The organism is Pseudomonas sp. (assembly GCF_030690725.1).
Classification (GTDB): domain Bacteria; phylum Pseudomonadota; class Gammaproteobacteria; order Pseudomonadales; family Pseudomonadaceae; genus Aquipseudomonas.
Map to the genome: position 1 here is coordinate 77,326 of NZ_JAUYGD010000036.1, position 21,325 is coordinate 98,650.

A 21,325-nucleotide genomic window follows, 5' to 3' on the forward strand; every position below is an offset into this window, starting at 1 on the left:
ATAGCCGATTGGTAAAACACCAGAATAAGGAGCGTTTCATGCCGTTCAGCCGTCTTTCTATCCAGTGGAAAATCACCCTGCTTGCCGGCCTGTGCCTGCTCGCGATCGTGACGTTGCTGGTCGGCGCCTCGCTCTACCAGTCCACCCGTAGTGCCGAGCTGGTGCGCAGTGCCAGCAGCAGCATGCTGGCCGACAGCGCCAAGTTGCGCCTGCAGGCCCGTGGCGAACTACAGGCGATGCGCATCCAGCGCTACTTCATGGACACCTACCAGTACGGCAAAGGCTTTTCCCGGCAAATCCTGTTCCTGCGCGACCAGGCCGAGAAGCGCTTTCTCGATGCCTTCGACCTGCGCGAAGACCTTACCCGGCAAGCGCGCAGCAGCCTGGAAGCCAACCCCTCGCTGCTTGGCCTGTATATGGTGTTTGAACCCAACGCGCTGGACGGCAAGGACGAACTGTTCGCCGAACAAACCGAACTCGGCAGCAATGACCAGGGACGCTTCTCACTGTACTGGTCGCAACCCAAGCCGGGGCAACTGGAGTCGGAAACGATGAGCGAGGAAATGCTCAGCGACACCAAGACCGGCCCCAGTGGCGACCCTTACAACGCCTGGTACACCTGCCCACGTGACAGCGGCACGACCTGCGTGCTGGAACCTTACTACGACGAAGTCGGCGGCCAGCAGGTGCTGATGACCAGCATCGCCTTCCCCCTCGAACTGGACGGCAAGGTGATCGGCGTGGTCGGTCTCGACATCAGCCTGGACAGCCTGCAACAGCTGAGCCTGCAAGCCAATCGCGAACTCTATGACGGTGCCGGCCATGTCAGCATCTTCAGCCCGGCAGCATTGCTGGCCGGCCACAGCCGCGCTGCCGGCCTGCTCAGCAACCCGGTCGAGAAGGCTTACAGCGAACACGCCGGCGAATTGCGGCCCTTGATCGCCAGCGGCCAAGCCGCCGAATTGCAGCACGGCGAGATGCTCCGCGTGCTGCAGCCGTTCAAGCCGATTCCCGAGGCCAAGCCCTGGAGCGTATTGCTCGAAGTGCCCGAGCAGCAACTGCTCGCGCCAGCCCTGCAACTGGAGCGGCAACTCGACCAGCGCCGCACCGGCGACAGCGCAGTGGCGCTGACCATCGGCCTGCTGGCCATGCTCCTCGGCCTGCTGCTGATGTGGCTGACCGCCCGCGGGGTGACCCGGCCGATCCTGGGTGTCGCCGCCATGCTCAAAGACATCGCCAGCGGCGAAGGTGATCTGACCCGTCGCCTCGACTACCCCGGACAAGACGAGTTGGGCGAGCTGGCCGGCTGGTTCAATCGCTTCCTCGACAAGCTGCAGCCGATCATCGCCGAGGTCAAACGCAGCGTGCAGGACGCCCGCGGCACTGCAGACCAGTCCGCCGCCATCGCCAGCCAGACCAGCGCCGGCATGCAGCAGCAGTTCCGCGAGGTCGACCAGGTGGCCACCGCCTTCCAGGAAATGAGCGCCACCGCCCATGACGTCGCGCATAACGCCGCACAAGCCGCCGACGCCGCCCGCAGCGCCGACCAGGCCAGCAGTGAGGGGCTGGGGGTGATCGGCAAGACCACCGCGACCATCGAGCTACTGGCCAACGAAATGAACGTGGCCATGCAGGAAGTCGAAGGCTTGGCCAACAGCAGCGAACAGATCGGTTCGGTGCTCGAAGTGATTCGCTCGATTGCCGACCAGACCAATCTGCTGGCACTCAACGCCGCCATCGAAGCGGCCCGTGCCGGCGAGGCTGGGCGTGGCTTCGCGGTAGTCGCCGATGAAGTGCGCAACCTGGCCAAACGTACCCAGGACTCGGTCGAGGAAATCCGCCAGGTCATCGAAGGCCTGCAAAAGGGCACCCGCGAGGTGGTCAGTACCATGCACAGCAGCCACCGCCAGGCCCAGGGCAGTGTCGAACAGGTCGAACAAGCGGTGGCCGTGCTGCAGCGGATCAGCCAGGCAGTGAGCGTGATCACCGACATGAACCTGCAAATCGCCAGCGCGGCCGAGCAGCAGAGTTCGGTAGCCGAAGAGATCAACCGCAACGTCGCCTCGATCCGCGACGTCACCGAAACCATGGCCGGACAAGCCGACGAATCGGCCCAGGTCAGCCAGAACCTCAACCGCCTGGCCAACCAGCAACAAAAGCTGATGGATCAGTTCCGCGTCTGAGTGGCTGGCGCCCGATGCCTTGCCGCCCAGGCCGGTGATCAAGAACTTTTTCATCTACGCCAACAAAGCCGAACTGGCGCACAAACCTGGTTTGCTGGTCGGCGTTTCATCCGGCGCCGGTGGCGCCTACCCGATCAGCGAACTGCGCGCCTCCAGCGACAAGAACTGTCGTCTCTGCTACGTCCCCGAGCACCTGATCGTGCGCCAGGTCGAAAAGGTTCTCAGCAGCCCCGAGCCCGCCAGCGAAGCCCACCAGCGCCTGCGCGGCCGCATCGATTATGCCCTGGATATTCTGGGCAAATACCCCAATGCCCTGCAGCCGTGCGCGAAAGCATCGACATGAGCAACCTGGCGTTTGCCAACGGCATGTGACGGCAGCTCCTCGACATCTAACCGCGCCGGCATACGGGCGCAGTCGCCTGGCTCGTCGGCCGGCGCCGGGCCGGTCGACTCTGGTACAAACGCCATACGCCATCTGGCCCACTGGGACGACCGCCGCGTCCGCAATTACGTCGCGCATTATCTGCGGCATATATTGACGGTCTGCAGGCTCGAGGCAGACCAAGGCGAAGCAGGCGTAACAAGAGTCGCGAGCGGCACCTGGCGATGTGCGACATGCATTTACTCTTCTTCGCCAAAGTGCACACTTTTCGAACATTAATGTGACTTGACGGTCAACTCATATCATCAACACTATGACTGGCCAGCGAGCGACCCACGCCGCAGGCTCTTAAGACTTTTGGGATTACCTCGGAGAAACCGACCCCATGGACGCCCCGTTGCGTTGTAACGAAGCACTGCTGATCGCCGATCGCGCCTTTCAACCTTTCCAGTGTGTCGCCTGGGCCCCGCAAGACGGCGGCAGCTGCGAACTCAGCCTGACGGTCATCGACCGCACCAGCACCCGTCTACTGGGCCGCACCCAGCTGTCGAGCAGCATCTACAGCGACCCGATCCAGCTAGCCAACGTGCTGAACAAGTCCCGTGCCGAATTGAGCCAGCAGGGTTACGACCTGGCTCCCTGGAGCATGCCGGAGTAATCCTCTGCGGTTGTGAAAATCTCGAGCGCCGTCGCGAGGCCGCCTCCCGGCGTTTGCAGCAGGGTGCGCAGTAGGCGAGCGTTTTTCACACCCTCTCAGGCCATGTACCCGTTATCTGTTGTACATAGCCAATCCTCGCTGCCGAGATCACCGTGAAGCCGCGCACGAAGGTTGCCGGGCGACTACCCACTGGGCCGATGCGGACAAACTGCGCCGGGATTATCCGGAGGTCGAGGTCCTCGCGGACTGCTTGCACACCTATGACCCGCAGGATCTGCACGGCAATGGCCATGTCTTCACCTCGGCAGGAGTCACCGCGGGTATCGACCTGATCGAAGCCGACCTCGGCCGTGTCACCGCACTGGCGGTGGCGCGACGTCTGGTGATGTTCCTGCGCAGGCCGGGCGGGCAAGCCCAGTTCAGCGCCCTGCTCACGCCCGAGCCAAGCCGCGTGTCGCGTCTGGCCGCTTTACTGGAGTGGATTCCTGCGCACCTGAGTGCCGACCTGTCGCTGGAGGCGCTGGCCGCCCAGGCGCACATGACCCCACGCACGCTGTCGCGGGTGTTCGTTCAGGAACTGGGCATGGGGCCGGGCCGCTATGTCGAACGCATTCGCCTGGAAGCGGCACGCCATCTACTACAAGACGCTCAGGCCTCGATCGTTACGGTGGCGCGTTTGACCGGTTTCGCTCACCCGGAAAACCTGCGCCGCAGCTTCCACAAGCATCTGTCGGTCAGCCCCCAGGAATACGCCGAGCGCTTCGCCTGAAGCCCAACCCTCCAGACAGGAGTCAAGCATGCTGCAACTGCGCTCCAACTGTGAATGCTGCAAGCGCGATCTGCCGACCGACTCGACTGAGGCGCTGATCTGTTCGTTCGAGTGCACCTTCTGCCGTGACTGCAGCGACGAGTTCCTGCACGGCAGCTGCCCAAACTGTGGCGGTGAGCTGGTCAGACGGCCAAACTAGAAGCTACCCGGCCCGACTCACCAAGGAGAAACACATGACCGCTGAAAACTCCGTTCGCCCACCCCTGCCGCCTTTCACACGGGAAAGCGCCATCGAGAAGATCCGCCTGGCCGAGGACGGCTGGAACGGCCGCGACCCGGAACGGGTATCGCTGGCCTATACCCTGGATACCAAATGGCGCAACCGTGCCGAGTTCGCCTTCAATCGGCAAGAAGCCAAGGCGTTCCTCTCCCGCAAATGGGCCAAGGAACTCGACTACCGTTTGATCAAGGAGCTGTGGGCGTTCACCAACAACCGCATCGCCGTGCGTTACGCCTACGAGTGGCATGACGACTCGGGGAACTGGTTTCGTTCCTACGGTAACGAGAACTGGGAATTCGATGAAAACGGGCTGATGGCCAACCGCTTTGCCTGCATCAACGACATGCCGATCAAGGAATCCGAACGCAAGTTCCACTGGCCCCTGGGCCGTCGCCCCGACGACCACCCGGGCCTGTCGGAACTGGGCCTCTGAACGGTTCCAGCAGCGCATTGAACACGGATGTTCAACCTGCGCAGGCGGCGAAAATGGCAGGTCGAGAAAGCCGAAGACCGCCACGCGGAAGGCAGCGAAGGAGCCGAGCGACAGGCTGATCGACAACGGGTCGCCGGCCTTGGCGACGACGGCAGTCGCCTGGAGACTCGATAACTGACGGAGAAGCACTCGACGTCAGGTTCAGGTCGGTGGCGGCAGTGCCACCTGGTTGCTGTGGTAAACCTTGACTTGATTGCGCCCTGCCTCCTTGGCGGCATACAGAGCCTGGTCGGCCCGCTCGATCAACTGCTGATAGTCCTCGACAGGGTCGCTCAGATCAGCCACCCCCAGGCTGATGGTGAACGGGATACCTTGCCCCTCATAGGTGACCAGCAGGGATTCGATGCGCTGGCGCAGGCGTTCGGCAAACAGCATGGCACCGGCGCTGTCGACATCCGGCAGCAGGACCACGAACTCCTCGCCGCCATAGCGCCCGGCGTAATCGGTGTCGCGCACCTGCTCGCGCATCACCTCGGCGACGGCCTGAATCACCTTGTCCCCGGCCGGGTGACCATAGCTGTCGTTGACCTTCTTGAAATGATCGATATCGAACATCACCAGCGCGGCCATGCTCTGATAGCGCCGGTGCCGGGCAAACTCGTGCTGCAGGCACTCTTCCCAGTAGCCGCGGTTGTTCAAGCCGGTCAGGCGATCGGTGCGCGAGAGTTTTTGCAACTGCAGGTTCGCCGCCTGCAACTGCTGCTTGTTGACCGCCACACTGGTCACGTCGTAAATGATCAGGCAGATATGTTCGATACTGGTGTTGGTGGCCTGCAGCGGCAGAAAGGTGGTGTTCTGAAACATGAACTCTTCCTGCCCGGTGATCGGCTGGTAGTTCTTGAATTTCAACAGGTAGGGTCGCTGTTCCCAGATGGTGAAAGCCGGCGTACCCAGCGTCACCACGCCTTCGACCTTGTGGCGGAACCAGTTCTCCTCGATTTCGGGAAACAGGCTGAACAATGACTGCTGGTGAACCTCATGGGGCTGCAGGCCCGAGCGGTTCTCCATGAAGGTATTCCAGACCTGTATGCGGTATTCGCGATCCAGCACCACGACGCCGACATCGATGCTCTGCACCACGGCCAGCAGCCAGTGAAATTCGTTGAGATCCGGTTTTTCGTTCATGTTCAGTTCATCAGGTAAGCAAGCTTGTTGGAAAGCAACGCCACCGAGTCTTCAGTGAACAGCAAAAGCAGGTCGAAATGGATATGGTGGCCTTCGATGCTGTAGCTGATTTCCACCGCCAGGGTGGTTTTCCAGCGCGGGCGGTTGAGCTTGATCAGCTCCTCGATGGAGGCGTGCTCGCCCAGCACTATGGGGTGGCTTTGGGAAAACTGCACATCTATCTGCCCGGCAATGCCGTTCAGGCAGGCGCCAATCAAGACGGTGGACAGATCCAGGAGCATTTCTATTTCGGAATAGTCGGAAGAAAAACCACTCATCAAGCGGGCCATGTCGCCCACTTCCGAGTCATGGAAGATCAGCAGCGCCTCGCCGGCGATTCCGCTGCCGATAAACCCCTGGCAGACGGCGGTAAGCCCGTCACCACGCTGGGCATCGGCCAGGGCCATGTGCAGCTCGCCGACCTCGAACAGGCTGACATTAGGCACCGGCAATTGCACGAACACGCCTAGCAACCTGGCCAGCAAGGCCGCAGCGCGGCCCATGGCGACGTTGACCACCTCACGGAAGGCATCGAAAAAGCTGATAACGGATTGATCACCGAGCGCGCACACGGCCAGTTCACTCGCACTGTTAGAGAACAACCCCAGGCGATTGAGGGTTTGTCGGAGCAGATCCGGGTCAGCCGGCTTTTGCACGAAGGCCAGCGCCCCAAGCGCCATGACCCGCTGCAACGCCTGCTCCTGAACATCGCCAGACACCACAATGACCTTGCAGGACAGACCTTCACTCTGCAGGGCAGTCAGTACCTGATAGCCGTCCATCTCGGGCATGGTCAGGTCGAGCAGCATCACATCGGTCTGCCCCCGCCGCAGAACCTCCATGGCCTCCATGCCGTTGGCAGCCTGCACGATGGCGACAGGCCAGTCGACAGGCAGCGCACGCAGCAATTGCTTGCGCGCCATGCTGGAGTCGTCACAAATGAGCAGATTACTGACGGTCATACGCATCACTTTCTTATAGTTGTCTGCCTGCCGGATCCCGACAGATCAGCTGTATCTGGTTTCAACGGGTTAGCACCTCGCCTTGATGATAGACAGCAGTTTTACGGCAAAACACCAACCGATGGTTGAAAGATAAAAACAAAAAAAGGTGGCCATTGGGCCACCTCGTACAGAATCTATTGAACCCGCGCCTCAGTAGTAGGCATTTTCCTTGTTGCTGTGGTCGGTCACGTCGCGCACGCCTTTGAGTTCCGGGATCCGCTCAAGCAGGGTTTTCTCGATGCCTTCCTTGAGGGTCACATCGGCCTGACCACAACCCTGGCAGCCACCACCAAACTTCAATACTGCGATGCCGTCTTCGACTACCTCGATCAGGCTCACCTCGCCGCCATGGCTGGCCAGCCCCGGATTGATCTCGGTTTGCAGGTAGTAATTGATGCGCTCATTGATCGAGCTGTCTTCGTTGACCATCGGCACCTTGGCATTGGGCGCCTTGATCGTCAGCTGGCCGCCCATGCGGTCGGTCGCGTAATCGACCACGGCATCTTCCAGAAAAGGTTCGCTGACCGCATCGATCCAGGCAGTGAAGCTGGCCAGGCCAATCGCGGTATCCTCCGGCTTCTCCTCGCCCGGCTTGCAGTAGGCGATACAGGTTTCGGCGTATTGGCTGCCCGGCTGGGTGATGAAGACACGGATGCCGATGCCCGTGGTGTTCTGCTTGCTCAGCAAATCAGCCAGATAATCGTGGGCAGCGTCGGTAATGGTAATGGTGCTCATGGCAACTCCTCGCAAACATGCACGCAGTGTACGCCAACCGCCGGGCTTCGATAAAGCTTGAGTGTTTACCTCGGAATAGTTTTACCACGACATGTGCGACATCAGCTAAGCCACAGCCAGACAGACGAGCCGGCAAACAGATAATGCCAGGCGCTGACCCTTACAGGTTTTCATAGCGGTTCATATCCAGCACGCCGGCCTCGATCGGTTCGGTTTCGCGGATATACGCCGATAAGTCATGGAAATAGCGCCAGAACTCGGGATGGCTGCGACGAATGCCCCAGCGCTCGACAATCCTGCCGAACGCCTGGCCATCACGCGCCGATTCCAGGCTGCGCACGAACTCCGGAACCTCCTGCGCCGCGAGGCTGAACATGAAATTCGGGTAACTGGTCAGCACTCCCGGGTAAACGGTCAGGGTATCCAGCGCCGGCTGATAACGCAGTTCCTCGCCATACATGAAGGCCACGTTGCTGTGCGCGCGGTTGCGCAGCAGGCTATAGACCTCGCGCTTGCCATCGGTCAGTTCGACGTGCAGCAGGGTCGCTTCCGGCAGTTGGTGAATGACCTTGAGCCCGCCAGCCGGCTTGCCGATCAGACGACTCAGCGCCTGCTCGGCTGCTTGCAGCTCGGCCGGCAGCCCGGCGCGATGGCAGTGCACGCCGCGGCAACGGCTGATCGGGTCAGGCCGCGCATTGAGGCTGCCATAGCGGCTCAAGAGGGCCTCGGCAAAACCGCGCTTGGGATCTTTTGCCGGCAACTGCAGGGCAGTCCGAGTCTCGGTGTCGATGCGCTGGTAGTCCAGCCACAGCTTCAGCTGACCACTGTACTGATACCAGTCATCGAGGATCGCCTGACGCGAGTCAGCCGGCATCAAGCGCAGGAAGTTCTGCTCGGCGCCGTTACGGATCAAGTCGAAATACAAGCGCGTCTGCGCCTGATGCGACAGGTTGCCGAACACATCGAAGTTGACCACCAGCTGGTAATAGGCCCGTTCCAGCAGTGGATAGTCCATCCACCAGAGGGTCTGCGGGATCTCGCCGATCAGACCCTTGCGCACCGAGGCGCTGTCATGCTGGCGGAAGATGCTCAACAGCGCATTGTCGTTGCCGGCCCAGATATGCGCCCAGCTGGGTGCGGGGGCAGCGGCGTAGCTGGCCATGCGCAAGGCCTCGTACTCATTGCGCCGGTTGCGGTAAGTTCGCCACAGACCGAGCAGATTGCCGATATCGTCGAACTGACCGGGCATGGCCAGCAGCGGTGTCGCCTCGGCGCGGTAGTTGGCATCGACCATATACAGGTCGTGCCGCGGGTCCTGGAACACCACCCAGAAGTTGTCACGGATCACGTCGGTGGCAATCTGGCCGCGGCACACCGGGCCACGGATAAAGGTGCGCACGAAGTATTCGGCGTTATCCAGCATGAACTGGTAGCGCGCCTGCGGCGGAATCGCCGCGAAGGTCTCGAACGGATTGGCGCGGCGCTGGGCGCCATAGCCGGGCAGCGCCTCCACCTGCCAATCCTCGGCAAAGAACAACTGTTTGACGCGCGCCAGCTTGTTCGCACTGAGCGGGTAGGTCATGTGGGTCTTGTGCACGATCACGCCCTGGACCGGCGTCAAACGATAATAGAAGGGGCCGCCGGGATCTTCATTGGGACGGCGCGTGGCGATCGGGTCGACCGGCTGGCCGGTCGGGGTGCGCGAACGCAGCAGCTGGAAGAAATGCCCGGGGTCGCCGCCGTTGAAATACAGGTGTGCGAGGTACAGGTGCTCGTACAGCCAGCGCGAGACCAGGCTCTCACGCGCACCCGGGGCATTGAGAAAACGCTCCCAGGTCTCGACCTGCACCGCCTCGGCCTTACTCGCCTCGAGCGCGTGACGGTCGACGGGCGCGCCCTGCTGCAGCCAGCGCTGCAGGGTCTGATAATCCTCCTCGCTCAGGCCGGTAACCGCGAAGGGCATGCCGGCCTGTGGATTTTCCCTGGCGAAACCGGCGAACTGATCGGGCCGCGGACACTGATTGTCGCGTTTGATGCCGATATCCAGCCCGGCCGGCAGCTTGACGTTGGCCTCGAGCGTTTTGCTGTGGCCCAGTTCGAGCATGCGGGTCAGCAGCGTCGCCTGGCTGCCCTGCTGCTCCAGCACCGAAAAGAAATCCTTGCGCCGCCAGGCCGCGCTGCCGTGCGCATCGAGAAACAGGCGGGTGGTGTCCTGCGCCTTGAGGCGCTTGCCATCGTATACCGGCAGCTTGTGTGCCCCGCGCTCGAGGCCTTCGGCGCTGCCCAGATTGAGCTGGCAGGGCGCGTCGTAGCAGGCATGGCAGGCCACGCAATACTGGGTGAAGAGCGGTTGAATATCGCGACTGTAGGAAATCGGCTCGGCCGCCAGCAGCGCACTGATAAACCACAAGCAAGCACCGAGCATTGCGCAATAAGGCATCTACCTATTCCCTGAGTGAGCGTATTAGCAGGACGTTTAAATCGGTGAGTTCAGCTGTCGAGCAGAGCGCATAGCTTAGCGCGCCAACATGAGAATAATTCATGCAAAAGACCGGAGCACTGCAAAAGCGCGCAGCTTTGTTATCATTGCTCACCCCCATTGTGTCAGCTTTGCTCAGGTAGTTCCGCCCATGTCCCTGTCCGATCGTAGCGCCCGCCTCCACGCCCTTCAGCAAGCCTTGAAAGAACGCATCCTGATCCTCGACGGCGGCATGGGCACCATGATCCAGAGCTACAAACTGGAAGAAGCGGACTACCGCGGTACGCGCTTCGCCGGCTGGCCCAGCGATGTGAAGGGTAATAACGACCTGCTGATCCTCAGCCGTCCGGATGTGATCGGCGCCATCGAGAAGGCCTACCTGGATGCCGGCGCCGACATTCTCGAAACCAACACCTTCAACGCCACCCAGGTGTCCCAGGCCGACTACGGCATGCAAGCGCTGGTCTATGAGCTGAACGTCGAAGGCGCACGCCTGGCGCGCCGGGTGGCCGATGCCAAGACTCTGGAGACACCGGACAAACCGCGTTTCGTCGCCGGCGTCCTCGGACCGACCAGCCGCACCTGCTCGCTGTCGCCGGACGTCAACAACCCCGGCTACCGCAACGTCACCTTCGACGAGCTGGTGGAGAACTACAGCGAAGCCACCCGCGGCCTGATCGAAGGCGGCGCGGACCTGATCCTGATCGAGACCATCTTCGACACCCTCAACGCCAAGGCGGCGATCTTCGCCGTGCAACAGGTGTTCGAGGACGATGGCGTCGAGTTGCCCATCATGATCTCCGGCACCATCACCGACGCTTCCGGCCGCACCCTGTCCGGGCAGACCACCGAAGCCTTCTGGAACTCGGTGCGCCATGCCAAGCCGATTTCCGTAGGCCTGAACTGCGCGCTCGGGGCCAAGGACTTGCGTCCCTACCTGGAAGAGCTGGCGAACAAGGCCGAAACCTTCGTCTCCGCCCACCCCAACGCCGGCCTGCCGAATGCCTTCGGCGAATACGATGAAACCCCGGCGCAAACCGCGGCGGTGATCGAGGAATTCGCCCAGAGCGGTTTTCTCAATATCGTCGGCGGCTGCTGCGGCACCACACCTGCGCATATCCAGGCGATCGCCGAGGCGGTGAGCAAATACCCGCCCCGGGCCATCCCGGATATCCCCAAGGCTTGCCGCCTGTCGGGCCTGGAACCCTTCACCATCGACCGCAACTCGCTGTTCATCAACGTTGGCGAGCGCACCAACATCACCGGCTCGGCCAAGTTCGCCCGACTGATCCGCGATGACAACTACACCGAAGCCCTGGAAGTCGCCCTGCAGCAGGTCGAAGCCGGCGCCCAGGTGATCGACATCAACATGGACGAGGGCATGCTCGATTCGCAGAAGGCGATGGTCACCTTCTTGAATCTGATCGCCGGCGAGCCGGACATCTCCCGCGTGCCGATCATGATCGACTCCTCCAAGTGGGAAGTGATCGAAGCCGGTCTGAAATGTATCCAGGGCAAGGGCATCGTCAACTCGATCTCGATGAAGGAAGGCGTCGAGCAGTTCAAGCATCACGCCAAACTTTGCAAGCGCTACGGCGCGGCCGTGGTGGTAATGGCCTTCGACGAAGCCGGCCAGGCCGACACCGCTGCGCGCAAGCGTGAGATATGCAAGCGCAGCTACGACATTCTGGTCGATGAAGTCGGCTTCCCGCCGGAAGACATCATCTTCGACCCGAACATCTTCGCCATCGCCACCGGCATCGAAGAACACAACAACTACGCAGTGGACTTCATCGAAGCCTGCGCCTATATCCGCGACCACCTGCCCCATGCCCTGACCTCGGGCGGCGTGTCCAACGTATCGTTCTCGTTCCGCGGCAACAACCCGGTGCGCGAGGCGATTCACTCGGTGTTCCTCTACTACGCGATCCAGAACGGCCTGACCATGGGCATCGTCAACGCCGGCCAGCTGGAAATCTACGACCAGATTCCCAAGCAGCTGCGCGATGCAGTGGAAGACGTGGTGCTCAACCGCACGCCGAACGGCACCGAGGCCTTGCTGGCGATCGCCGACAACTACAAGGGCGATGGCAGCGTCAAGGAAGTCGAGACCGAGGAATGGCGCACCTGGCACGTCAACAAGCGCCTCGAGCACGCACTGGTCAAGGGCATCACCACCCATATCGTCGAAGACACCGAGGAATCGCGACAGGGCTTCAGCCGTCCGATCGAGGTGATCGAAGGCCCGCTGATGGCGGGCATGAACATCGTCGGCGACCTGTTCGGCTCGGGCAAGATGTTCCTGCCCCAGGTGGTGAAGTCCGCGCGGGTGATGAAGCAGGCGGTGGCCCACCTGATCCCCTTTATCGAGCTGGAAAAAGGCGACAAGCCGGAGGCCAAGGGCAAGATCCTCATGGCCACGGTCAAGGGCGACGTGCACGACATCGGCAAGAACATCGTCGGCGTGGTCCTGGGCTGCAACGGCTACGACATCGTCGACCTGGGCGTGATGGTGCCGGCGGAGAAGATCCTGCAGACCGCGATCGCCGAAAAATGCGACATCATCGGCCTGTCCGGGCTGATCACGCCGTCGCTCGACGAGATGGTCCATGTCGCCCGCGAGATGCAGCGCCAGGGCTTCACGTTGCCGCTGATGATCGGCGGCGCCACCACCTCCAAAGCCCACACCGCGGTGAAGGTCGAGCCCAAGTACCAGAACGACGCGGTGATCTATGTCACCGATGCCTCGCGCGCGGTTGGCGTGGCCACCCAGTTGCTGTCGAAGGAACTGAAGGCCGATTTTATCGAGCGTACCCGCCTCGATTACATCCAGGTGCGCGAACGCACCGCCAACCGCAGCGCCCGCACCGAACGCCTGAGCTACGCCAAATCGATCGAGAACAAACCGCAATTCGACTGGGCGACTTATCAGCCCAGCGTGCCGAGTTTTACCGGGGTCAAGGTACTGGAGGATATCGATCTCAAGGTACTGACCGAATACATCGACTGGACGCCGTTCTTTATCGCTTGGGACCTGGCCGGCAAGTATCCGCGCATCTTCGACGACGAAGTGATCGGCGAAGCCGCCACCGCGCTCTATAAAGACGCGCGGGAAATGCTCACCAAACTGATCGATGAGAAGCTGATTCGCGCCCGTGCGGTATTCGGCTTCTGGCCGGCCAACCAGGTGCAGGACGACGACCTGGAGCTGTATGGCGAGGACGGCCAGCCCTTGGCCAAACTGCACCACCTGCGCCAGCAGACGATCAAGCCCGACGGCAAGCCAAACTTCTCCCTGGCCGACTTCGTCGCCCCCAAGGACAGCGGCATCACCGATTACGTGGGGGGGTTTATCACCACCGCCGGCATCGGCGCCGAGGAAGTAGCCAAGGCCTATCAGAACGCCGGCGACGACTACAACTCGATCATGGTCAAGGCCCTCGCCGACCGTCTGGCCGAAGCCTGCGCCGAATGGCTGCACCAGCAGGTGCGCAAGACCTGGTGGGGCTACGAACCGGACGAACAGCTCTCCAACGACGAGCTGATCAAGGAAACCTACAAAGGCATCCGCCCCGCCCCTGGCTACCCCGCCTGCCCGGATCACACCGAGAAAGGCACGCTGTTCGATCTGCTCGACCCCACCGCCAAAGAAGGCCAGGCCGGTCGCAGCGGTGTGTTCCTCACCGACCACTACGCCATGTTCCCGGCCGCCTCGGTCTGCGGCTGGTACTTCGCCCACCCGCAGGCGCAGTACTTCGCCGTCGGCAAGATCGACAAGGACCAGGTGGAAAGCTATACGGTGCGCAAGAACCAGGCCCTGAATGTCAGCGAACGCTGGCTGGCGCCGAACCTGGGGTACGACAACTGAGAGGCTGTGAAAAAACTCTCACCTACCCAGTGCCAGCAGGTAATGTCGCAGGGCGCGGCGCGTGGACTGCTCGCGCAGGCTGTGCTGCATCCGCGCGGCAACCTGGGCATAGGGCAGCAGCCCCCCTGCGCTGATCGGTCGGACGGTGCTCCGCGTCGGCCGCGAAGCTTGCTGGTAACCGTTGCGGCGGGTATCGCTGCGCTCCACACCATCCCGCGAATCACGGTTCGACGCAGCCTGGAGTGACCATCGGCTCTTGTAGGCCGTGGCCTCCTGACGTGCCAAGCGACTGACTCACCAGTGGATATAGAACATGCCCTTGGCCAGCAGGACGATGCCCAGCATCTGCGCCAGCACGGCCCAGTGCAGCTTGCGGTAGAGGCTCGGGGTCATGCGTCCGGAGCGCAGCAGCATGGCGACCAGGCCGAAGCTGAAGAACAGGCTGACGGCCAGCACGACTTTCAGGCTGAGCAAGGTGGCGAAACTGCTGGAGAAGGGATCGGCCAGCGCTTGGCGGTGCTGCCAGGCCAGGCCGAAGCCGGCGCCGTAGACCAGCAGCACCACCCAGTGCAGCACCGTGCGGGTGCGCCGGCCGAGCGCCTGCTCCAGCTCGGTCAGCGAGCCAGGAGCGAGCTGCGGCTTGACCTTGGCGAGAATGATCACCTCGAAGAACAGCGTGCCGATAAAGGCAATCGCCGCCAATAGGTGCACGACATGCAGCAGTGAATAACTCATAACGAGATCCTTTCTGGTGAGCCGTCTCAGTGAACCACCTCGAAATGATCGTAGGAGCCAGGGGACGCCCAGCTTGCTGGCGATCTGATGGTCCAAAAATCGCTAGCAAGCTAGCGCCTACAAATACCAGTGGGTCAGGCCGGAAACGATGGGTTGGCAGGCGTCAAACCGTACGCGAGAAGTTGCCCTTCTGCGCGTCACCGAGATAGGCGTCGAAGACCATGGCCACGCTGCGCATCATCAGATGCCCCTGTGGCAGCAGCACCAGAGCATCGTCATGGATTTCCACCAGGCGATCCGCTACATGCTCCTCGAGTGCCGCCAGGGAGTCGGCGAAGTAGTCCTTGAAGTCAATCCCGTGACGCGCCTCGACAGTGGCGAAGTCGATCCGTCCATGGCACATCAGGGCGCTGATCACCTCGCGGCGCAGCAGGTCGTCGGCGTTCAGGCGGTAGCCGCGATGCACCGGCAGCAGGCCCTGATCGAGGCGCGCGTAGTACTTCGAGAGTTCCTTGACGCTCTGGCTGTAGCTGTCGCCGACGTTGCCGATCGAGGACACGCCGAGGCCGATCAGGTCGCAATCGGCATGGGTGGAATAACCCTGGAAATTACGCTGCAAGGTGCCATTGGCGCGGGCCAGGGCCAGCTCGTCATCCGGCCGGGCGAAATGGTCCATGCCGATATACACGTAGCCAGCGTCGGTCAGGCGCTTGATAGTCAGCTCCAGCAGCTCCAGTTTGCGCTCCGGCGGCGGCATGTCTTCGCGACGTATCAGCCGTTGCGCGCGCACCATTTCCGGCAGGTGGGCATAGCTGTAGGCGGCGATACGGTCCGGGCGCAGGGCGATGATCTTACTCAGGGTGACGTCGAAACTGGCCACCGTCTGCAGCGGCAGGCCGTAGATCAGGTCGACGCTGACTGACTTGAAGCGCGCCTCGCGCGCGGCGGCGACCAGGGCGTAGACCTGTTCCTCGCTCTGCACCCGGTTGACTGCCGCCTGTACATCCGCATCGAAGTCCTGCACGCCGAAGCTCAGGCGGTTGAAGCCGAGCCCACGCAAATGCTGGATCTGTTCGGTGCTGATGGTGCGCGGGTCGACCTCGATGGAGAACTCGTGATCGTCGCTGTCATCCATATTGAACGCCTGGTGCAAGGTGGCCATCAGGTCGGCCAGTTGTTCACTGGTCAGATAGGTCGGCGTACCGCCACCCAGGTGCAGCTGAGTCAGCTTGCGCGTGCTGTCGAACAACGCCGCCTGCATGGCGATCTCGCGCTTGAGATAGGTCAGGTACTCCACCGCGCGGTGGGTCTTCTTGGTGATGATCTTGTTGCAGGCGCAGTAGTAGCAAAGGCTCTGGCAGAACGGGATGTGGATATACAACGACAACGGCTTGGGTGCGACCGCCTGATTGCTGGCGGCAACGGCGTTCTGATAATCGTCCATGGCAAACGCCTGATGGAACTGCGGCGCGGTGGGATAAGAGGTATAGCGCGGCCCCGGTCGATCGTACTTCTCGACCAGCGCGCGATTGAAGTTCAGCGATTGGTCCATGTTCGACCACCTCTATAGTGTGAAAGTCGCGTGGCGACGACCTCCCGCTAACTTTATACCTCCGGGAGAAGGCGGCGCGAAGCGCCGGATGCGAGAGGAGTGAATAGGTAGACCGGCGGAAAAAACACCCACCCGGTTCGGTAGCTGGGATTATGCCGCGATTGTAGGGCGCGTGTCCGAGCGTCGTACCTGATTGAAGTCAATCAAGGCGCAGATGATCGTGAGAGCGATGACGCTCCGCGTGGGCATGCAGCTCTCGATGCTCCAGCGTCCATAATGCCTATCCAGCTCGCAGGTTGAGCCGTGCCACGTTGACTGAGCTACGCGAAACCCACGAGCTACAGGCATCAGCGATGACCTGTCGCGCGGTCAATGATCGCGCAACTCGAAATGAGGGAACAGCTGTGCCAGGCGCAGCCACAGCTCGCCCGCCTCGTGCGGCGTCGCGGTCATGGGCAGCTCCGGGTCGAGCATGTGCGCGCTGCGCACCAGCTGCACGGCGAAGCGTTTGACGCCGAAGGCTTGCAGGCGCTGGCCGATGCGCCAGAGCTTTTCCACATCCAACAGGTGCCAGTGTACGGTGGTGCGGCATTCGTAATCCACGCCGCTGACCAGCAGGTGTTCCAGACTGCGCCAGTTGGCCTTGCCGCTGCCACTGACCCCGGTGATCAGCTCGGCATCTTCGGCCAGGGCCTTGATGTCGAAACCAACCCAATCCGCCGCCTTGAGCGCCCAGGAAAACGCCCAGGGCTTGATCCCGGCACTGTGCAGTCCGACGCGATAACCCAGCTGACGCACCTGCTCCATCGCCGGCACCAGACCACCCTGCAGGGTCGCCTCGCCGCCGCTGAACACTACCGCCTGCAACAGGCCCTGACGCCGCTGGAGGAACCCCAACACCTGCGACCAGGCGATCTCCTGCTCGCCACGGGCTGCGATCAGTTGCGGGTTGTGGCAATAACGACAACGCCAGGCGCAGCCCTGACAGAACAGCACACAGGCCAGCAGCCCGGGGTAGTCGAGGGTGGTCAGGGGCACCATGCCCCCGACCCGTAGCACTCTGCTCACGCAGTGCGTACTCGCGCCGCCGCTTCGGTGAAGTGCTGACGCTCATGGTGCTCGGACTGCTTGCCCGGGTTGAATGCGGTGACCGGCCGGTGATAGCCCATCACCCGAGTCCAGACCTCGCAGCGCTGGCGTTGTTCTGCGGGGAGTTGCTGTGTGCTTTGCATGGTGTTGCTCCTTGCTGTGGGGAAACGGAAAATTCCAGGCGTGGACCTGTTGCCTGCGTCACTGTTTGTGGGAGGTTTTTTGTGGGAGGGGCTTCAGCCGCGATCCGCCCGCAACACCGGCAGATCGCCAGCGATCAGGCACAGCTTTGCTGCTTGTGCAGCAGCGCTTCGTCGCATTTAGGGCAGAACTCGTGTTCGCCATCCAGGTAGCCATGTACCGGGCAGATGGAAAAGGTCGGGGTAATCGTCAGGTACGGCAGGCGGAAACGCCCCAGGGCGTTGCGCACCAATTGTTTGCAGGCCTGGATCGAGGAAATCCGCTCGGCCATGTACAGGTGCAGCACGGTGCCGCCGGTGTACTTGCACTGCAGTTCGTCCTGCAGTTCCAGCGCCTCGAAGGGGTCGTCGGTGAAGCCCACCGGCAATTGCGAGGAGTTGGTGTAGTAAGGCGCTTCGCTACTGCCGGCCTGGAGAATGTCCGGGTAACGCTTGCGGTCTTCCTTGGCGAAGCGGTAGGTGGTGCCCTCGGCCGGGGTGGCTTCGAGGTTGTACATCTGCCCGGTTTCTTCCTGGAAGCGCACCAGGGTGGCCCGCACATGGTCGAGCAGATGCAGGGCGAATTCACGCCCCTTCGGCGTATGCATGCCCTCTTGGTCAGCGGTGAAGTTGCGCAGCATCTCGTGCATGCCATTCAGGCCGATAGTCGAGAAGTGATTGCGCAGGGTGCCCAGGTAACGCTTGGTATAGGGATAGAGACCGGCGTCCATATGGTGCTGGATCACCTTGCGCTTGACCTCCAGGCTCTCCATCGCCAGCTCCATCAACTGGTCGAGGCGCTTGAGCAGACCCTGGGTGTCGCCCTTATAGAGGTAACCCAGGCGCGCACAGTTGATCGTCACCACACCCAGCGAGCCGGTCTGCTCGGCCGAGCCGAACAGGCCGCCACCGCGCTTGAGCAGTTCGCGCACGTCCAGTTGCAGGCGGCAGCACATCGAGCGCACCTGATTGGGCTGCATGTCCGAGTTGAGGAAGTTCTGGAAGTACGGCAGGCCGTAGCGTGCAGTCATCTCGAACAGACGGTCGGCGTTCTCGCTGTCCCAGGGAAAGTCGTGGGTGATGTTGTAAGTCGGGATCGGGAAGGTGAACACCCTGCCCATGGCGTCGCCGGCCTGCATCACTTCGATATAGGCGCGGTTGATCAACTCCATCTCAGCCTGCAGCTCGCCATAGGCGAAGGGCATTTCCACCCCGCCGATATAGGGGATCTGCTCGCGCAGGTCTTCCGGGCAGACCCAGTCGAAGGTCAGGTTGGTGAACGGCGTCTGGGTGCCCCAGCGCGACGGCACATTGAGGTTATAGATGAACTCCTGGATAGCCTGGCGCACCTCGGCAAACCCCAGGTTGTCCTTGCGCACATAGGGCGCCAGGTAGGTATCGAAGGAACTGAAGGCCTGGGCCCCGGCCCACTCGTTCTGCAAGGTGCCGAGGAAGTTGACCATCTGCCCCAGGGCGCTGGACAGGTGCTTGGGCGGCCCCGCCTCGACCCGTCCGGGAATGCCGTTGAACCCCTCGTTGAGCAGGCTGCGCAGCGACCAGCCGGCGCAGTAACCGGCGAGCATGTCGAGGTCGTGGACATGCAGGTCGGCCTCGCGGTGAGCCTGGCCGATTTCCGGGCTGTACACCTCGTCCAGCCAATAGTTGGCGGTGACCTTGCCCGACACGTTGAGAATCAGGCCGCCGAGGGAATAGCCCTGGTTGGCGTTGGCCCGTACTCGCCAGTCCTCGCGCGACAGGTATTCGTTCATCGACGCCGCCACATCCACCAGCGCCTTGCGATCACGGCGCAACCGGCCATGACGCTCGCGGTACACGATATAGGCGCGCGCGGTCTGGTAGAATCCGGCCTCCATCAACACCCGCTCGACGCGATCCTGCACCTGCTCGACATCGATACTGGGCAAGTCCAGCAGGCGCAGCAGCACCGCTTCGGCCAACTCCCCCGCCAGTACCTCGTCGAACTCGCCACTGGCCTCGCCCGCCGCGACGATCGCCTGACGAATCTTGCCGAGATCGAACGCGGCAATGCTGCCATCGCGCTTGCATAATTGCTGAGGATGAAGGGTCTTAACCGGGCTAAGCATGTCGTCTCCTGACACCACATATAGACATTTATTTGTCTTGAAACACAATATGCAGTGGAAGTTACCCGAGAAAGGCCCGCCCGAGCTTGACCTCGATCAAGGATCGTCGAACACGGTTCACGACGAATAAACCGGCCTTGTAGTCATCCGCTATTGCGCACGCCGTTGGTGTCGAGGCCACCCTGTGGCAGCGGCTTCAGCCGCGAAATTCTCGGATACATCCGCTCCTGCAGGGTTCTTTATGTGCATTGCATCTACGCCATCCTGACCACACCCGTTCTGGCCTCCAAGCGCACGAGCAAAAACGGCAGTCTGCTCAAAATTTGAGCAGACTGCCGTTTTTATGAAACATCCGGGTTAAGTGCGATCCCGCCACGTTTCTGGACAGTGGCGTAAAGCTTAACTACCTTCATCTTTACTTAATTTCATGACACCCGACCATGGCCCCTGAAGCAGGCGGACGCGGGTGAAATCGTGAATATCCACATTGCCTACTGGCCAATCTCTGAACTCAGCTTTCAGGCAATAGTCGGCGAATCGCGAATCGAAGTCGCTAGCGTCAGGAGGCACAGCCGCAGCGATCTGCCGGACACTTTCCAACTGCACCTTCAACCAGGAATGCAGCCGTGCAAAAAGCACTGAAGATAGTCAGCTTCGTGATCCTTGCGCTGATGGCCGGCGCAGTCGTCTATGCCGGGCTTATCGGCATCACCTACTGGACCGGCATCGGCGTCTAGAGAGTTGGCAATGAATAAACGACAAACACGCTCGTTCGCTCTGATATCGACCGCTATCGCTGTTGTTGTATTTCTTGGCCTGACAGTCGACAGTCACCGACAGTTCCCCAAACTGACCAATGCCGACCAGATCACCCCGCAAGTCACGCGCGGCAAGGATGTCTGGCACCAGTACAACTGCATCAATTGCCACACCCTGTTCGGCGAGGGCGCCTATTACGCCCCCGATCTGACGAAAATCTCCCAGCAGCGCGGCGCACCCTATCTCACGGCCTTCCTCAAGGATCCCTCCAAGTTCTACGACGAGCAGCGCCATCGCCGGCTGATGCCAAACCTGAACCTCGACGACGAGGAAATCGCCGGGCTGATCGCCTTCCTTGACTGGGTGAGCAAGGTCGACAACCAAGGCTGGCCGCCACGACCGATTCTGGTCACTGGCTCGTCGATCCCCGGTACGGACCTGTCGGTGGCACAACAGGACGTCTCCGGCTCGACCCCATCCGAGAGCCTCCTGCCGCCTGGTGCCCGCCCGATCTCCGGTACAGAAGACCCGATCGCCCTCGGTGAAGCGCTGTTTCGCACGGCTACACCAGTGTGTAGCGCCTGCCACTCCATTGCGCCGGGGGTCAATCTTGCCGGGCCAACGCTCGCCGGGTTGGCCAGCCGGGCCAAACAGGTCATCGCCTCCGCCGACTACCAGGGCGACGCCAAGGACGTCGAAGGCTTCATTCGCGAATCCATAATCACGCCGAGCGCCTACCTCCATCCCGGCGAAATGTATTCAGCCGACGGCATGTCTTTCATGCCCAACACCTACCCCAAATCGCTGACGCCTGAACAGATCGACCAACTGGTCGCCTATCTGGCGTCCTTCCAGTAACCGCCGGTTGCCTCGTGCGCAACGGCGCAACTG

At 61.6% G+C, this 21,325-nt stretch carries 15 protein-coding genes and 5 pseudogenes; 10 read left to right on the forward strand and 10 right to left on the reverse strand.

Annotation, left to right across the window (positions count from 1 at the left end; translation table 11 throughout):
- Nucleotides 1-416: 416 nt before the first annotated feature.
- The 8 genes and pseudogenes from Q8O69_RS22170 to Q8O69_RS09100 all read left to right on the forward strand — a co-directional run.
- Nucleotides 417-1,325, forward strand: a pseudogene (locus Q8O69_RS22170) (HAMP domain-containing protein); the annotation flags it as partial.
- Nucleotides 1,326-1,667: 342 nt separating this feature from the next.
- Nucleotides 1,668-2,183 (forward strand): annotated as a pseudogene (locus Q8O69_RS22175) (methyl-accepting chemotaxis protein); the annotation flags it as partial.
- Between the two features lie 31 nt (nucleotides 2,184-2,214).
- Nucleotides 2,215-2,555: pseudogene (locus tag Q8O69_RS09075) on the forward strand (NADPH-dependent oxidoreductase); the annotation flags it as partial.
- Between the two features lie 395 nt (nucleotides 2,556-2,950).
- The gene (locus Q8O69_RS09080; protein ID WP_305591427.1) at nucleotides 2,951-3,223 is read left to right on the forward strand and encodes a hypothetical protein; all 273 of its coding nucleotides are present in this window, start codon (nucleotides 2,951-2,953) and stop codon (nucleotides 3,221-3,223) included.
- A gap of 100 nt (nucleotides 3,224-3,323) precedes the next feature.
- A pseudogene (locus tag Q8O69_RS09085) lies at nucleotides 3,324-3,992 on the forward strand (GlxA family transcriptional regulator); the annotation flags it as partial.
- 28 nt (nucleotides 3,993-4,020) lie between these two features.
- Nucleotides 4,021-4,185 (forward strand): annotated as a pseudogene (locus Q8O69_RS09090) (DUF1272 domain-containing protein); the annotation flags it as partial.
- A gap of 40 nt (nucleotides 4,186-4,225) precedes the next feature.
- On the forward strand, nucleotides 4,226-4,705 hold the full coding sequence (locus tag Q8O69_RS09095; RefSeq protein WP_305591429.1) for a nuclear transport factor 2 family protein: 480 nt from the start codon (nucleotides 4,226-4,228) through the stop codon (nucleotides 4,703-4,705).
- Nucleotides 4,706-4,732: 27 nt separating this feature from the next.
- Nucleotides 4,733-4,879, forward strand: a complete 147-nt coding sequence (locus Q8O69_RS09100) for a hypothetical protein (protein WP_305591431.1) — start codon at nucleotides 4,733-4,735, stop codon at nucleotides 4,877-4,879.
- Between the two features lie 27 nt (nucleotides 4,880-4,906).
- On the opposite strand, the gene Q8O69_RS09105 is transcribed toward Q8O69_RS09100, so the two are convergent.
- From Q8O69_RS09105 to Q8O69_RS09120, 4 genes are all read right to left on the reverse strand, one after another.
- A complete protein-coding gene (locus Q8O69_RS09105) occupies nucleotides 4,907-5,890 on the reverse strand; it encodes a sensor domain-containing diguanylate cyclase (protein ID WP_305591433.1) in 984 nt (327 codons plus the stop codon).
- Nucleotides 5,891-5,892: 2 nt separating this feature from the next.
- Complete coding sequence (locus tag Q8O69_RS09110; protein ID WP_305591435.1) at nucleotides 5,893-6,891, reverse strand: response regulator; 999 nt, start codon at nucleotides 6,889-6,891, stop codon at nucleotides 5,893-5,895.
- Between the two features lie 192 nt (nucleotides 6,892-7,083).
- Complete coding sequence (nfuA, locus tag Q8O69_RS09115) at nucleotides 7,084-7,668, reverse strand: Fe-S biogenesis protein NfuA (protein ID WP_305591437.1); 585 nt, start codon at nucleotides 7,666-7,668, stop codon at nucleotides 7,084-7,086.
- A gap of 160 nt (nucleotides 7,669-7,828) precedes the next feature.
- The gene (locus Q8O69_RS09120) at nucleotides 7,829-10,108 is read right to left on the reverse strand and encodes a fatty acid cis/trans isomerase (RefSeq protein WP_305591439.1); all 2,280 of its coding nucleotides are present in this window, start codon (nucleotides 10,106-10,108) and stop codon (nucleotides 7,829-7,831) included.
- Between the two features lie 190 nt (nucleotides 10,109-10,298).
- Here Q8O69_RS09120 and metH point away from each other — a divergent pair, with 190 nt between their 5' ends.
- Entirely contained in the window at nucleotides 10,299-14,015 is a 3,717-nt protein-coding gene (metH, locus tag Q8O69_RS09125; RefSeq protein WP_305591441.1) for a methionine synthase, read from the forward strand.
- An 18-nt stretch (nucleotides 14,016-14,033) separates the two neighbouring features.
- Here metH and Q8O69_RS09130 read toward each other — a convergent pair whose 3' ends face one another.
- From Q8O69_RS09130 to Q8O69_RS09155, 6 genes are all read right to left on the reverse strand, one after another.
- Nucleotides 14,034-14,300: a hypothetical protein gene (locus Q8O69_RS09130; protein WP_305591443.1), complete on the reverse strand. Its 267-nt coding sequence runs from the start codon at nucleotides 14,298-14,300 to the stop codon at nucleotides 14,034-14,036.
- Between the two features lie 9 nt (nucleotides 14,301-14,309).
- Nucleotides 14,310-14,750 carry a CopD family copper resistance protein gene (locus Q8O69_RS09135; RefSeq protein ID WP_305591445.1) on the reverse strand — a complete coding sequence of 147 codons (441 nt, stop codon included), beginning with the start codon at nucleotides 14,748-14,750 and terminating at the stop codon, nucleotides 14,310-14,312.
- A 163-nt stretch (nucleotides 14,751-14,913) separates the two neighbouring features.
- Nucleotides 14,914-16,302: an oxygen-independent coproporphyrinogen III oxidase gene (gene hemN, locus Q8O69_RS09140; protein WP_305591447.1), complete on the reverse strand. Its 1,389-nt coding sequence runs from the start codon at nucleotides 16,300-16,302 to the stop codon at nucleotides 14,914-14,916.
- Nucleotides 16,303-16,671: 369 nt separating this feature from the next.
- Nucleotides 16,672-17,370, reverse strand: a complete 699-nt coding sequence (locus Q8O69_RS09145; RefSeq protein ID WP_305591449.1) for an anaerobic ribonucleoside-triphosphate reductase activating protein — start codon at nucleotides 17,368-17,370, stop codon at nucleotides 16,672-16,674.
- A complete protein-coding gene (nrdD, locus tag Q8O69_RS09150) occupies nucleotides 17,367-17,534 on the reverse strand; it encodes an anaerobic ribonucleoside-triphosphate reductase (RefSeq protein ID WP_305591451.1) in 168 nt (55 codons plus the stop codon). The genes Q8O69_RS09145 and nrdD overlap by 4 nt, the downstream gene beginning before the upstream one ends.
- A gap of 134 nt (nucleotides 17,535-17,668) precedes the next feature.
- Nucleotides 17,669-19,675 carry a ribonucleoside triphosphate reductase gene (locus Q8O69_RS09155; RefSeq protein ID WP_305591453.1) on the reverse strand — a complete coding sequence of 669 codons (2,007 nt, stop codon included), beginning with the start codon at nucleotides 19,673-19,675 and terminating at the stop codon, nucleotides 17,669-17,671.
- Nucleotides 19,676-20,422: 747 nt separating this feature from the next.
- Here Q8O69_RS09155 and Q8O69_RS09160 point away from each other — a divergent pair.
- Nucleotides 20,423-21,292 carry a c-type cytochrome gene (locus tag Q8O69_RS09160; RefSeq protein WP_305591455.1) on the forward strand — a complete coding sequence of 290 codons (870 nt, stop codon included), beginning with the start codon at nucleotides 20,423-20,425 and terminating at the stop codon, nucleotides 21,290-21,292.
- The last annotated feature ends 33 nt before the right edge of the window (nucleotides 21,293-21,325 follow it).

Coding starts and splice junctions, on each gene's coding strand:
- Q8O69_RS09120 (WP_305591439.1), bottom strand. CDS start 10,108: ATGCCTTATTGCGCAATGCTCGGTGCTTGCTTGTGGTTTATCAGTGCG.
- Q8O69_RS09160 (WP_305591455.1), top strand. CDS start 20,423: ATGAATAAACGACAAACACGCTCGTTCGCTCTGATATCGACCGCTATC.
- nrdD (WP_305591451.1), bottom strand. CDS start 17,534: ATGCAAAGCACACAGCAACTCCCCGCAGAACAACGCCAGCGCTGCGAG.
- hemN (WP_305591447.1), bottom strand. CDS start 16,302: ATGGACCAATCGCTGAACTTCAATCGCGCGCTGGTCGAGAAGTACGAT.
- Q8O69_RS09135 (WP_305591445.1), bottom strand. CDS start 14,750: ATGAGTTATTCACTGCTGCATGTCGTGCACCTATTGGCGGCGATTGCC.
- Q8O69_RS09095 (WP_305591429.1), top strand. CDS start 4,226: ATGACCGCTGAAAACTCCGTTCGCCCACCCCTGCCGCCTTTCACACGG.
- nfuA (WP_305591437.1), bottom strand. CDS start 7,668: ATGAGCACCATTACCATTACCGACGCTGCCCACGATTATCTGGCTGAT.
- Q8O69_RS09100 (WP_305591431.1), top strand. CDS start 4,733: ATGTTCAACCTGCGCAGGCGGCGAAAATGGCAGGTCGAGAAAGCCGAA.
- metH (WP_305591441.1), top strand. CDS start 10,299: ATGTCCCTGTCCGATCGTAGCGCCCGCCTCCACGCCCTTCAGCAAGCC.
- Q8O69_RS09080 (WP_305591427.1), top strand. CDS start 2,951: ATGGACGCCCCGTTGCGTTGTAACGAAGCACTGCTGATCGCCGATCGC.
- Q8O69_RS09155 (WP_305591453.1), bottom strand. CDS start 19,675: ATGCTTAGCCCGGTTAAGACCCTTCATCCTCAGCAATTATGCAAGCGC.
- Q8O69_RS09105 (WP_305591433.1), bottom strand. CDS start 5,890: ATGAACGAAAAACCGGATCTCAACGAATTTCACTGGCTGCTGGCCGTG.
- Q8O69_RS09110 (WP_305591435.1), bottom strand. CDS start 6,891: ATGACCGTCAGTAATCTGCTCATTTGTGACGACTCCAGCATGGCGCGC.